Here is a 13,590-nt window from a genome sequence, read left to right on the forward strand (position 1 = left end):
CCCAGCTCACTCCCATCTCTGAAACGCTACAGGTCAGGTCTACCGCCATGGCAATCCACCGCACTCACCGTCACCCCGCAGCACAACCCGACGCCGAAGCCAGCCGCACCCGCGCAGCCCGGCACGCCTGTGCGATGTTGGTGCTGGCGTGGGCCGGGGCCGTGCTGGCACAGTCGCCGGCCGCTGGACCCACGGGCAAACCAGCGCCGGGAGAGTTTGAACGCGCTACAGGCAAAACGCCCGGTACCGCGCCCACCACGGCGCCAGCGCTCTCGTCCCCCGTGCCTGTGGGCGCGGGCACTGTCATGTCGTCGGGTAGTGGGGCGGGCTACCACAGCCCCAACAGCCCCATTGCGCCGCTGCCCCAGCGCAACGACGTGGTGCCGTGGTCGGTGCTGAGCGACCTGACCAAGAAGACCACCAAGGACGGCATCCTCCCTGTGTTCAGCGAGGTGCAAAAGGGCATGGACAAGACCGTGCAGCGCATCCAGGGCTTCATGATGCCGCTCGACGCGAAGGCGACCCAGACGCATTTTTTGCTCACCTCCGTGCCGCTCACCTGCTCGTTTTGCCTGCCCGGTGGGCCCGAGAGCATGGTCGAGGTCAAGGCCAAGACGCCCGTGCGCTACTCGCTGGAGCCGGTGGTGGTCGAGGGCAAGTTCACTGTGCTCACCAACGATCAGTACGGCCTGTACTACCGCGTGGTGGATGCCGTGCCGGTGAAATAATCGCCGGGTTGCCGCCGCTTTCTTTGCACGCCTCCCTCGCTCCTTAGTCTTCCCCAGTGACTTCCGCCTCGCGCCCCCGCCAGTCCAAGCCCTCGCGCGCCCAGCGCGGCGCGGGGCAGGGCGCGCCGTGGCGCGTTTTGGCCGGGCGGGTGCCCGCGCACATGGTGCACATGGCGCTGGCCTGGCTGCTGCTGGCCCTGGTGGCAGTGCCCACGCTGGGGCGCCTGCACCAGGTGGCGCACGGTGGCGCGCTCGACCGGGTGCACGCAGGCCAGGCGTTGGTGCAGGGTGGGGCGCCGGCGGGTGCTTCGGCTGCCTCTTCCGCTTCTAAACCATCTGCGTCCGCCGCGGTCGATGCTGCCGCGCTGGCCACCAGCCCCGTTCACAGCCATGACCACGGCCACGGCCATGAGTCCGCACAGTGGCTCCCGCTGCTCCTGGCCGGCCACGCCCCTGTCGATTGCCTTTTGCTCGACCAGCTTGCGCTGGGCGACACCTTGCACCGCGCCCCCGTGGCGCTGCCCCCAGCAGTGCCAGCGCAGGCACTGCCCACGCACCATGCCGGGCTCACCGCCGCCGCGCATGTCGCGCTGTTCCAGGCGCGTGGCCCGCCCCGGGCCTGAAGCGCCGCACCTCTGAGGCCGCTTTTGTTCCATGCACCTGCAGCGCTGCATTGCCAGCGCGACCGCAGGCCGGGACGCAAGCCGTTGCCCTAGGGGTTACTGCCGGCACTTTCTCCTTTTGCTCCTGATTTCATAGCTGACAGCGCTTGTGTATCAAGCGCTAGAGGCACTTTTATTCATAGCTTCCGCCCTGTGGCGCGAAGCCGCGCGCCGCGTGCCTGGCCCTGCCATCGCGGCGCGCACCTGCCCTGATGCAAGCACCACCATGACCAAGACCTCCGCCGTTCCCCACACCGCCGCCCGCCGCACCCGTCCAGCCCTTCGCCCTATTGCCCTGGCCGCCATGCTGGCGCTGTCGGGCACCGGCATCGCACACGCGCAGACAGCCCCGGCTGCGGCCCCGTCCGCGCCTTCCAGCACCGGCGTGGCCGACGCCGCACCCAGCCTGCCGCCCGTCACCGTCTCGGCCAGCGGCCTGCAGCTGGGTGCCAATGAGATGACCACCCCCGTCACCGTGCTGGAGGGCGACGAACTCGTGCGACGCCGCGAGGCCACGCTGGGCGAAACGCTCAACAGCGAGCCCGGCATCACCAGCAGCCACTTCGGCGCGGGCGCCAGCCGCCCCATCATCCGCGGCATGGACGGCCCGCGCGTCAAGGTGCTGAGCGACGGCGCCGAGCTGCACGACGCCTCCACCATCAGCCCCGACCACGCCGTGGTGTCCGAGCCGCTGCTGGCGACGCAAATCGAAGTGCTGCGCGGCCCCTCGGCCCTGGTGTATGGCAACGGCGCCGTGGGTGGCGTGGTCAATGTGCTCGACGGAAAAATCCCCACCGCCATCCCCCAGAAGGGCTACGAGGGCAGTGCCGAGCTGCGCGCCAACTCCGGCGCCGGTGAAAAAGCGGGCGCCTTCTCGCTCACGGGCGGCACCGGCAACTTGGCCGTACACGTCGAAGGCGTGGCGCGCGACGCCAGTGACTACCGCGTCGGCAAAGGCTGGGCGCCGGATGGCGAACCCACCCGCAAGGTGCTGGGCAGCTTCAACCGCACCGACACCGGCAGCGTCGGCCTGTCGTGGGTGGGCGACCGCGGCTACCTCGGCGCCGCCTACACGCGCCAGACCGCCAAGTACGGCCTGCCGGGCCACAATCACAGCTTTGAAGGCTGCCACACGCACGGCGACCACCTGCATTGCGGCGCCCATGCGGGCGATGAAGAAGACGGCCACGACCACGGCGCCGAGGCGGGCGACGTGCCCGTAGTCGACCTGCGCAGCGAACGTTTTGACATCCGCGGCGAACTGCGCAACCCGTTCGCTGGCTTTTCGGCTCTGCGCCTGCGTGCTGGGGTCACTGACTACGTGCACGACGAGGTCGAGGACGGCGCCATCAGCACCACCTTCAAGAACAAGGCCTACGACACCCGCATCGAGCTGCAGCACGAGCCCATCGCCGGATTCAAGGGCCTGATCGGCCTGCAAACCTCGCAGCGCAAGTTCAGCGCCGACGGCGAAGAGGCCTATGTGGAGCCCACCATCACCCGCAAGCTCGGCTTCTTTGCGCTGGAGGAATACCGCCTGGGCGACTGGCGCTTTGAAGCCGCCCTGCGCCACGACCGCCAGACGGCCGAAGCCCAAAACAGCAGCATCGAGCGCAGCCACAACGGCACGTCGGCATCGCTGGGCGCGGTGTGGAAGTTCACGCCCGGCTACCAGGTCGGCACCTCGTTCACCCGCGCCAGCCGCGCCCCGTCGGCCGAAGAGCTGTACGCCAACGGCCTGCACATGGCCACCAGCACGTACGAACGCGGCAACGCCGACCTGAAGTCCGAGATCTCGCAGAACATCGACCTGAGCCTGAAGAAGACCAGCGGCGACACCACCTTCGGCGTCAGCGTGTTCAAGAACCGCATCAACAACTACATCTACGGCCGCACGCTCGATGAAATCGATGGCCTGCAACTGCTGCAGTACAGCCAGGCTGATGCCACCTTCACCGGCATCGAAGGCCAGGTGCGCCAGCGCCTGAACCGCAACCTGGGCATCACCCTGTTCGGCGACACCGTGCGCGCGCGGCTGGCCGGCGGTGGCCTGCTGCCCCGCATCCCCGCCACCCGTGCCGGTGTGCGACTTGACGGCAACTGGAACGCGTGGGAAGGCCAAGTCGAATGGGTGCAGGTCGCCCGCCAGAACCGCGTGGCAGAGTTTGAGAGCGCCACGCCCGGCTACGGAATGTTGAATGTGGGTGTGAGCTACAGCAGCCAGCTCAGCGGCGGCACGCCGTGGCAGGTGTATTTGAAGGCGAACAACCTGACCGACCGCCTGGCGTATGCGCACACCTCGTTCATCAAGAACGCGGCGCCTTTGATGGGGCGCAATATCACTGTGGGGGTGAAGGTGGCGTTTTGAGGGTGTAGGCAATTGCCAAATGGTGTTTCGTAACCGGGCTGACAGGGACGGCAGCGCCCTGTCGGTAACGGTTGCGGTGTGTGAGTTGATTGGAGGGATTCTCAAACCGCGAATTCATGCGGTTGACTGCCATGTCGCGATTTCGGCGTAGCTTCTCAATTCATTTGACCGTTGCGCAGTGCGGCCGAGCCACGATCTTCAGATCCTCCGAAGTCAATGAAAATTTTGCCTGCATTATTTTTAGTGACAGACACTGCGACTAGCCCCTATAGTAATTTTTTCAATGGAGGCTATTCATCATGCGTAAAAGTCAGCAGTTCTGGTGCTTCGCAGTTTCATTGTGTCTAAATGTTTGTGCATCTTTTGGTGCGCTTGCTGCAGACCCTTCAGCAACATTTAATCCCCTTGGTCAAACGACGGATCCTTCCACGTTAGCGGTCGCACCAGTTTATGATTTCGACACGGATAGCTGCCTTCCTGCCGTAGCAATTTCAGATAATGTGGCGAATACTAGGGCCGCTGGTATCAAACCTTCAAAAGGAAGCATTACTAGTGGTTGTCGAGATCCCAGTTTTATGAACTCTTCCAATACCTACCACCGAAAGGTTTGTGCCGCACCATCAACAGGATCGCCAGACAAGGTTTTTTGCGTTCGCATGTTCGCCTTGTATTTTCAAAAGGATCAATCCACAACTACAGGATCGGGCCATCGGAATGACTGGGAGTACGCTCTGATCTGGCAGGAAAATGACAATGTGACACACGCAAGCTACAGTGCGCATGGAAAATTGTATACATCTGAGATAAGCAAGCTTCCGTTGGATCCTACTACTCACACTGTGAAATTTGTTTATCACAAAGACGGTGGCGGAACCCATGCTCTGCGATTCGCGAAAAAAGGAGAAACTAATCCAGAAAACCCTACCAAAACTTGGGTAACTCCGGCTATCGCTGACTGGCAAACAATGTCTTCTAGTGCATTGGCGACCGAACAATTGCAAGCAGGTTTCAATGATTTGAGCTATGGGAAGGCTAATACGCCGTTTGCCAAGCGTTTCGTTGGTGAAATTTCCAAGCACATACCAAAAGGTTATCCCGGGAAATCCGCTTGGACGTCTGGAATGTAACTCTATAAATCTGCTGTCTATTTAAACTCGAATAGGTGGCAGTATCTATTTGACGATTTTTATGTTGATTTCTGGCTGCGATGCCAGAGAGGGATTTAATAGTCACTATTAAAAAATTGACAGCCTTTTTCATATAGGAGAAGAAACTGCAATATCAAGCGCAGCACGTCTTCTCGCGTTTTGCTTTAAGTGCAACGCAATGGCCGCGGAGTCATCCTCGTGTCTAAAAGCCCCCGCCGTCCAGCTGCGATCTCCTGTAGCGGCCCGCTTGCCTAACTACATGTCCTCTTCGCCCAGCACCTCGGCAACTAAGGTGATCAGGCGCTGCCGCAACTCCGCGGTGTCGGCGGAGGTGATGGATGAAATAAGGCGCGTTGGCAGCATTGAGGGTTTGGGCTGGTAGCAGTGAGTCCCAGCAGGTCTGCGACTGTCAGGCAAGGGGGCGTGGTCGGGGATCGTCGCCGTGATCTCGATTTTTGCCGGAATTCCAAGCCATTTATACCTTTAGCGCTTGATGCATAAGCGCATATAGCTATAATTTTAATAGCAGTCAAGCCGAACCCGTTCAGTGAAGGTTGAGGGCCGGTGCGCCCACTTCTCGGCCCACAGCCGACCGCCTGCTACTCCGGGAGCCCGGAAACCATCACTCCGGAAACAGCTTGCGCACCTGCTCCAGAGTCACCGGCTTTTCAAAGTAGTGGTCCACTTCCACAAAGGTGGCCTGCACCCGGGGGTCGTCACTGGGGGAGCCCGTGACCGCCACCAGCACGACGTCGTCGCCGAACTGTTCGCGCAGGCAACGCACCAGGCCCAGGCCGTCCATGCCGGTCATCGCGATGTCCAGCATCACGCAGTCGGGTTTTTCTGCCTGTACCAGCTCCAGGGCCTGCTCTGCGCTGTAGCAAGCTAGCGCGTTGTGGCCCATGAGGGACAGCAGCGTTGCCAAAGAGTCAGCCGCATCCTTACAGTCATCCACTACATAGACCGTCATGCGCGACACGGGGACCTCCGACAATAGTTATTAAAGTTTCACGATTGTGAAAAATAGTATTTTGCCTTCGCCCTGACCCAACGCCAACCGAACCCATGTCCCGAGAGCAATATTTACAGCACCCTCCGCCGCACACTGCGGTTGACGAAAGCCACATGGATCGGTTTCGGTTGCTGGTGGAAGCTGTGCAGGACTACGGCATTTTCATGCTCGACCCGGCGGGCATCGTCCGGTCGTGGAACCTGGGTGCTGCGCGGCTCAAGGGGTATGAGGCTTCCGAGGTGATCGGCCAGCATTTTTCCATCTTCTACCCCGATGATGCGCGCGCGGCGCGGTGGCCGGATGAAGAGCTGCGCATCGCCACCCGGGTGGGCAAGTACGAGGAAGAGGGCTGGCGCGTGCGCAAGGACGGGAGCCGGTTTTGGGCCAACGTGGTGATTACCGCGCTGCGCGACCCGAGCGGCACCATCGTGGGGTTTGGCAAGGTCACGCGCGACCTGACCGAGCGGCGCGAGCACACGGAGGCACTGCGCCAGAGCGAGGAGCGTTTTCGCCTGCTCATCGAAGGCGTGCGCGACTATGCGATCTACATGCTCGACCCACAGGGCATCATCCAAAGCTGGAACAGCGGCGCGGAGCTGATCAAGGGCTACTCGGCGCAGGATGTCATTGGCAAGCACTACAGCATGTTCTTTCGCAGCGAGGACGTGGCCGCTGGCCTGCCCGAAAAGGAGCTGCATGACGCCCTGCAGGGGGGGCGCACCGAGGAAGAGGGCTGGCGCGTGCGCAAGGACGGCTCCACCTTCTGGGCCAACATCGTGATGACACCCATCCATGTGGGGGGCGTGCTGCACGGCTTTGCCAAGGTGACCCGCGACATGACCGAGCGTATCCGGCTGCGCGACCTGGAGCATTCGTCGCAGCGCATGAATGAATTTTTGGCCATGCTGGCGCACGAGTTGCGCAACCCGCTGGCGCCGATTCGCAATGCGGTGTCGATCCTGCAGCTGGAGCCAGCGCCCAGCACCACGGTCAGAACCAGCCGCGACATGATCGACCGCCAGCTCTCGCACATGACCCGGCTGGTCGACGATCTGCTCGATGCCGGGCGGCTCACCAGCGGCAAGATCCGCATCAAGCCCGAGCAGACCTTGTTCAACCAGGTGGTTGCCGTGTCGGTCGAGGCGCTGCGCCCCGAGATGGACGCCCGCTCGCACACCTTTGTGCTCGACATGCCGCCGGACAATATCTGGGTGAACGCTGACCCGACGCGGCTGGCGCAGGTGCTGCAGAACCTGCTGGGCAATGCGTGCAAGTTCACGCCCCACGGCGGTCATATCCGGCTGACGGCGCGCATTGCCAATGCGCGCCTTCGGGTGGAGGTGTCGGACAACGGAGTGGGCATCGAGCCGGCCGCGCTGGAGCATATTTTTGAGCTGTTCTCGCAGGGCGACGGCCTGGCCGCGTCGCGGCAGTCGGGGTTGGGCATCGGGCTGTCGCTGGCGCGGTCGCTGGTCGAAATGCATGGCGGCACCATCTCGGCGACGAGCGGCGGCACGGGCAAGGGCAGTGTGTTCAGCTTTGAGCTGCCAGGCGCGACGCACGACAGCGATGCGTTGTCGGACGGCGGCGCTGGCGATGACGGCCCCGGGGGCGGCGTCCTGGTGGTGGACGACAACCGGGACGCGGCGGACAGCCTGGCCGAAATACTGCGCCTGCTCGGGTTCAAGGTGCGCACCGCCTACGACGGGGCGGCCGCCCTGACGGCCGTGCGCCACGAGACGCCGGCGGCGATGCTGCTGGATATCGGCATGCCCGACATGGACGGGCCCGCCGTGCTGCGCGCGGTGCGCGAATTGCCCGGCGGCGACACCGTATTTGCCTGCGCCGTCAGCGGCTTTGGGGCCGAGGACGAAAAGGCCGGGCGTGCAGATTTCCGCGGTTTTGATGCGCGCCTGCAGAAACCGGTGGACCTGGAAGACCTGCGCGTGTTGCTGGAGAAGTCGCAGGCGGTGCGGTTGCCCGGCGGGATGTAGCACCAAGCGTCAGGGCACCACGGCAGGCACGCACGGCCAGTGCATCCAGCGCCGGCTTTCCCGCTTTCGACTTGCTTTCACCGCCCCTCGGTGTAAGCACAGTGGCTGGCCGGCACCCCAGGCGGCATCATTGCCGTCATGAAATTGCTGTTGGTCGAGGATGACTTTGATCTGTCGGGCGCGTTGAGCCGAAGCCTGGTGGCGCGCGGCTTTGAGGTGCTCTGCTGCGCCGACGGCAAAGAAGCGCTGCTGGCCGCACGCCGCACGGCGTTTGACGTGATCACGCTCGACCTGTCGCTGCCCAGCCTGGACGGACTGGAGGTGCTGCGGCGCCTGCGCGACGGCGGCAACAGCACACCGGTGTTGGCCCTCACCGCGCGGGGCGCCGTCAACGACCGCGTGGCGGGGCTGGAGGCGGGCGCCGACGACTACCTGTCCAAGCCGTTTGACCTGGACGAACTGGTGGCCCGGCTGCGGGCGCTCACCCGGCGGGTGGGGCGCGACGGGCAGTTGCGCTGCGGCTCGCTGTTTCGCGACCCGGACAGCGGGGTGTTCTTCAAGGATTCGACACCGCTTGATCTTTCGCCGCGCGAGGCCGAACTGCTGCGCCTGCTGATGTCGCGCGTGGACCGCGTGGTGGGCAAAGAGGAGTTGCGCACCCAGGTGTTTGCCGGCGCCGATGAACAGGTGCAGGCCGATGCCATCGAGGTGGTGGTGCACCGCCTGCGCAAGAAGCTGGCCGGCACCAACACCGAAATCATGACCCTGCGCGGGGTGGGCTACCTGCTGTGCGACGGCGACAGCCTGCTGGCGCAAAAGGGTGTCAAGTGAGCCGATCTGCCGCTTCCGGCACGCCGGGCACACCCGGCCTCCCCGGCACTTGGCGGCGCTGGCACCCGCGCGGCGGCTCGCTGCGCCGCCTGCTGCTGGTCTGGCTGCTGTCGGGCTTGTGGGTGGCGGTTGCCGTGGTGACGGCGGTGTACTGCGTGCAGCAGATGGCGCGCCAGGCCGAGCTGCAGGACAACACCTTGCGGGTGGCACTGAGCTTTTGGCCCAGCGCCCGTACCAGCGTGGCCTGGTCGCGCGAGAGCCGGCTGGACGGTGAGCGCCTGGCAGGCCACCCCGACTTGCCGCCCGTGCCGTCGACCGAGCTGCCGCTGCCTGCCGCGCAGGGCGCCGTGCATTTCTACACAGGGCAGATGGATGGGCGCATGGCCCGCGTGGCGGCGGCCCTGCACCGGGCTGCGGGCGATACCCCCGCCGTGGTGCGCCAGGTGGCCAGCCCGTGGAGCGAGCGCTGGCCCGATGTGGGTGCCCTGGTGCACGATCCCGGCCTGCGCACCGTCTATGCACTGGCCGCGGCCCTCAGCGTGCTGATCGCGGTGGTGGCCCAGGTGGCGGCCACTTGGCTGCGCGATGCCGACGTGGCCCTGACCCGTGGCGAGGGGGGCGACGCCGTCTACGCGGGCCCGTCCGAACTGGCCCCCTCGGTCACACACCTGCGCGAACTGCAGCGAAGCCAAAGCCGTTGGATCGAAGAGCAGCGGCGCTTTCTGGCGGACGCCACGCACCAGCTGCGCACGCCCATGGCGGTGCTGCGCACGCAGCTGCAGTCGGCCATCCACGGCGATGTGCTGGCCGCCGATGCGCTGCAGCAGATGCTGCACACGGTCGACCGCGCCTCGGGCCTGGCCAACCAGTTGCTGAGCCTGACGAAGGTCGAGCAGCTCAAGCGCGTGGGGCAGTTGCCCCAGGTTGATCTGCACACCATGGCGCGCGACGCAGTGATGGAGCTTGCCCCGCTGATTGCTGCCAAGCGGCTGGACTTTGCCTTGGAAGGGCCCGAACTTTCTGCCCCCGGCGACCACGCCCTGCTGGGCGAGCTGGTGCGCAACCTGCTCGCCAACGCCATCCACCACACCCCAGCCCACGGACGAATGGGCGTGTTGCTGCGCGACGGCACGGGGCAGGTGGAACTGCTGGTGTGGGACGAAGGCCCCGGCGTGGACGACGCGGTGCGCCCCCGGTTGTTCCAGCCGTTTTCTGCGGCCAAGGGCGGCGTGGGCCTGGGCCTGTCGATCTGCCGCCAGATCGGCGAAGCCATGGGGGCCGAAGTGGACCTCTTCAACCGGCTGCAGGACGGCCGGGTCATCGGCGTGGACGCGGTGGTGACCTGGGGGCAGGGGCCATGACGCCGTGCCTGCGATGCCCGACAACGCTCCTTTCGCAGTTCATTTTTACGAACGCAGCGCAGGCCCGGCCTGCGACTGCGGCCTCCGCGGGCCCGGCAGCAACGACTGGGAGCGACGCACGCCTGTTCCCGTACCCGCCCTGGCTTTTGCCCCTTTAACCACCGTGATCCAGCATGAAACTCCATAACAACCAACCCATCCTGGCGTGGTCCGCCCTGGGGCTTGTGGCCTTTGCGCTGCTGCCCTGGTATGCGCTGCCCGACGGCATTGGCAGCCTGCAAGGGCTTGGCCACCTCATCGGCGATCCACAAAGTGCCACGGGCCTGGCGCAGGTGCTGGTGCACCACCGCCACTGGCTGTGGCCTGCGCTCCTGGTGCTGGCGGCGGCACTGGCCAGTTGTGCGCTGCCCGCGGGGCGCCGGCAGGGCGCCATCCTTGCCACGCTGGGCTTTGCCGGTGTGGCGGCCATCGTGGTGCAGGGCGCACTGATCGGCTTGCCAGACATGGGCCACAACCCCCTGGCGCAATGGTTTGGCACGCCCACGCAGCCGGCGCTGGGCTGGGGAGCGTTTGGTGTGCTGGCGGCGATGTTGATGCTGGGTGCGTTCGGTGTGGCACGCATGGGCGCGTTTCGGGGCGACCTGTTTGTGGCCGCCGCGGTCGTGGTGTGTGGCGCGCTGCTGGTGACGTTTGTGGCCTACCCGGTCACGCGCACGCTGGCCGGGGCATTCTTCAATGAGCAGGGCGCTTTGGACCTTGCCCAGGCCTGGGCGCGCATTGCCAACGAGCGCATCTGGGGCCTGGCCTGCCTGTCGGGCAACCAGCGCTGTGGCGTGGCCTGGAACACGCTGCTGCTGGCGGTGATGACCGGCGCCGGCACGACTTTCTTGGGCACCTTGCTGGCGCTGATCGAAGACCGCAGCAACTCGCGCCTGCGCGGCGTGCTGCGCATCCTGGCGCCACTGCCCATCATCACACCGCCCTTCGTGGTGGGCCTGGGCCTCATCCTGCTGTTTGGCCGCGCCGGGCTGGTCAACCAGTTTCTGGAATGGGCCTTTGGCATCGAGCCCGGGCGCTGGTTCTACGGTTTTTTTGGCGTCTGGCTGGCGCAGATGTTCGCGTTCACGCCCATCGCTTTCATGATCGTGCGCGGCGTGGTGCAGGGCGTGAGCCCGTCGCTCGAAGAAGCCTCGCAGACCCTGCGGGCCGACCGTTCGCGCACCTTCTGGCGCGTGACCTTTCCGCTCATCCTGCCGGGCCTGGCCAATGCATTCTTGGTGGGCTTCATCGAGAGCATTGCCGACTTTGGCAACCCCATCGTGGTGGGCGGCCAGTTCTCGGTGTTGTCGACCGAAATTTTCTTTGCCATCGTGGGCGCCCAGTTCGACCAGGGCCGCGCAGCCACGCTGGCGTGGATCCTCACGGCCTTTGCGCTGGCCGTGTTTGCACTGCAGCGGGGCGTGCTGGGCAAGCGCAACTTCACCACCATGTCAGGCAAGGGCGACGCGGGGGTGCCCATGCAGTTGCCCAATGGCGTGCGCAACGTGGCGCTGGGCGTCGCCGGGCCCTGGCTGCTGTTCACGCTCATCGTTTACGTGTTTGCGTTTTGCGGCGGCTTTGTGCAGACCTGGGGCCGCGACTACACGCCGACGCTGGCGCACTTTCGCACCGCGTTCGACATCGGACTGGAGGGCGGCATCACCTGGCTGGGCGCCGCGTGGCCGTCGCTGTGGGTCACCGTCAAGCTGGCGGCGATTGCCGCGCCGCTGACCGCCGTGCTGGGCCTGTTGATCTCGTGGCTGCTGTCGCGCACCCAGTTCAAGGGGCAGGGCGCGTTCGAGTTCTCGGCGCTCATGGCGTTTGCCATCCCGGGCACGGTGCTGGGGGTCAGCTACATCCTGGCCTTCAACGTCCCTCCGCTTGAGCTCACCGGCAGCGGGCTGATCATCGTGCTGTGTTTCATGTTCCGCAATCTGCCGGTGGGCGTGCGGGCAGGCTCGGCGGCGTTCCGCCAGCTCGACGAGTCGCTGGATGAAGCCTCCATCATGCTGCGCGCCTCGACCGCCCGCACGCTCTGGACGGTGGTGCTGCCGCTGCTCAAGCCCGCCGTGGCTGCGGCGCTGATCTACAGCTTTGTGCGCTCCATGACCACGGTGTCGGCCGTGATCTTCTTGGTAACCGCAGAGACCGAGCTGGCCACCACCTTCATCCTGGGCCGCGTGGGCCAGGGCGACTACGGCGTGGCGCTGGCATACAGCACGGCACTCATCGTGCTGATGGCGCTGGCCACCGCGCTCATCAACTGGACCGTGGGCGACCGCAAGACCGGCCGCCGCGCCATGGGGGCTTCGGCCCACTGACCTCTTTCATCTCTCTATTCACTTACCTCCTCTGGTGATGACCATGAATCAAACTCCCTACGGTATCGAGTTCCAGGGTGTCAGCAAGCGCTACGGCGCCTCGCCCAAAGACCCGCTGGTGGTGGACCACATCAGCTTTGTGGTGCCGCGCGGCACGCTCACCACCATCCTCGGCCCCTCGGGCTGCGGCAAGACGACCACGCTGCGCATGATCGCGGGGCTGGAGTCGCCCTCGGGCGGGCGCATCCTCATCGAAGGCCACGACGTCACCACGCTGGGCCCGGCCGAGCGCAATGTGAGCCTGGTGTTCCAGAGCTACGCACTGTTTCCGCACATGAACGTGCTCGACAACGTCTGCTACGGGCTCACGATGTCGAAGATGAAGAAGCCCCTGGCGCGCGAAAAAGCCCGCGCCACGCTGGAGACGGTGGGCCTGCTTGGCCTGGACCAGCGTATGCCCAACGAACTGTCGGGCGGCCAGCAGCAGCGTGTGGCCCTGGCCCGCGCGCTGGCGCTGGAGCCCGCCGTGCTGCTGTTTGACGAGCCGCTGTCCAACCTGGACGCCCGCCTGCGCCGCGCCATGCGCGAGGAGATCCGCAGCATCCAGCAGCGGCTGCAGCTCACCGTGGCCTACGTCACCCACGACCAGAGCGAGGCCCTGGCCGTGAGCGACCAGATCATCGTGATGAACAAGGGCACCATCGCCCAGAGCGGTGCCCCCAGCGAGCTTTACGAGCAGCCGTCGTCCGAGTTTGTGGCGGGCTTCATGGGCGAGGCGATGTTGTTCGAGGGCCGAAACCACGCGGGCGAGGCAGCCAACAATGGCGCAGGCAGCTATGCCGAGCTGGGCCCGCTGCGTGTGCCATCGCCCGCATCGCTGGCATCAGGCACCGTCAAGATCGCCGTGCGGCCCGAGGCCTGGCTCATTGGCCCGGCCACCGCCCAAGGCCTGGCCGCGCGACTGACAAAACGCACCTACCTGGGCAGCATCATGGAATACACCTTTGCCAGCGCGCTGGGCGAGATTTTTGTGGTGTCGCCCCAGGTGCAGACCCCGCTGGACGTGGGCGCCCCGGTGAGCCTGAGCCTGGCCAGCCACGGCGTGTCGGTCGTTGCCGGGTGAGGT

General features: G+C 65.2%; 10 protein-coding genes. 9 read left to right on the forward strand and 1 reads right to left on the reverse strand.

The genetic code is table 11. The annotated features are described in order from the left end of the window. The first annotated feature begins 134 nt into the window (after nt 1–134). The 4 genes from ACSQ3Q_RS12195 to ACSQ3Q_RS12210 all read left to right on the forward strand — a co-directional run bounded on the left by ACSQ3Q_RS12195 (nt 135) and on the right by ACSQ3Q_RS12210 (nt 4,885). Entirely contained in the window at nt 135–728 is a 594-nt protein-coding gene (locus ACSQ3Q_RS12195; RefSeq protein WP_436136992.1) for a DUF3299 domain-containing protein, read from the forward strand. A 56-nt stretch (nt 729–784) separates the two neighbouring features. Continuing rightward, complete coding sequence (locus ACSQ3Q_RS12200; RefSeq protein ID WP_436134634.1) at nt 785–1,351, forward strand: hypothetical protein; 567 nt, start codon at nt 785–787, stop codon at nt 1,349–1,351. Between the two features lie 265 nt (nt 1,352–1,616). Beyond that, nucleotides 1,617–3,758, forward strand: a complete 2,142-nt coding sequence (locus tag ACSQ3Q_RS12205) for a TonB-dependent receptor domain-containing protein (protein WP_436134635.1) — start codon at nt 1,617–1,619, stop codon at nt 3,756–3,758. 299 nt (nt 3,759–4,057) lie between these two features. Further along, nucleotides 4,058–4,885 carry an NPP1 family protein gene (locus tag ACSQ3Q_RS12210; protein WP_436134636.1) on the forward strand — a complete coding sequence of 276 codons (828 nt, stop codon included), beginning with the start codon at nt 4,058–4,060 and terminating at the stop codon, nt 4,883–4,885. A 643-nt stretch (nt 4,886–5,528) separates the two neighbouring features. Here the strand turns inward: ACSQ3Q_RS12210 and ACSQ3Q_RS12215 are convergent. Continuing rightward, entirely contained in the window at nt 5,529–5,876 is a 348-nt protein-coding gene (locus ACSQ3Q_RS12215; protein WP_436136993.1) for a response regulator, read from the reverse strand. Nucleotides 5,877–6,031: 155 nt separating this feature from the next. On the opposite strand from ACSQ3Q_RS12215, the gene ACSQ3Q_RS12220 reads away from it, so the two are divergent. From ACSQ3Q_RS12220 to ACSQ3Q_RS12240, 5 genes are all read left to right on the forward strand, one after another. Next, on the forward strand, nt 6,032–7,912 hold the full coding sequence (locus ACSQ3Q_RS12220; RefSeq protein WP_436134637.1) for a PAS domain-containing hybrid sensor histidine kinase/response regulator: 1,881 nt from the start codon (nt 6,032–6,034) through the stop codon (nt 7,910–7,912). 138 nt (nt 7,913–8,050) lie between these two features. Continuing rightward, nucleotides 8,051–8,743 carry a response regulator transcription factor gene (locus ACSQ3Q_RS12225; RefSeq protein WP_436134638.1) on the forward strand — a complete coding sequence of 231 codons (693 nt, stop codon included), beginning with the start codon at nt 8,051–8,053 and terminating at the stop codon, nt 8,741–8,743. After that, the gene (locus ACSQ3Q_RS12230) at nt 8,740–10,104 is read left to right on the forward strand and encodes an ATP-binding protein (protein ID WP_436134639.1); all 1,365 of its coding nucleotides are present in this window, start codon (nt 8,740–8,742) and stop codon (nt 10,102–10,104) included. The genes ACSQ3Q_RS12225 and ACSQ3Q_RS12230 overlap by 4 nt, the downstream gene beginning before the upstream one ends. A gap of 173 nt (nt 10,105–10,277) precedes the next feature. Then, nucleotides 10,278–12,464 (forward strand): ABC transporter permease, encoded by a 2,187-nt coding sequence (locus ACSQ3Q_RS12235; RefSeq protein ID WP_436134640.1) that lies wholly within the window; start codon nt 10,278–10,280, stop codon nt 12,462–12,464. A gap of 43 nt (nt 12,465–12,507) precedes the next feature. Next, the gene (locus ACSQ3Q_RS12240) at nt 12,508–13,587 is read left to right on the forward strand and encodes an ABC transporter ATP-binding protein (protein WP_436134641.1); all 1,080 of its coding nucleotides are present in this window, start codon (nt 12,508–12,510) and stop codon (nt 13,585–13,587) included. Nucleotides 13,588–13,590 lie beyond the last annotated feature (3 nt).

The sequence above is a fragment of the Acidovorax sp. LjRoot129 genome (genome assembly GCF_964253765.1).
In the GTDB taxonomy this organism is placed as follows: Bacteria; Pseudomonadota; Gammaproteobacteria; order Burkholderiales; family Burkholderiaceae_C; genus Acidovorax.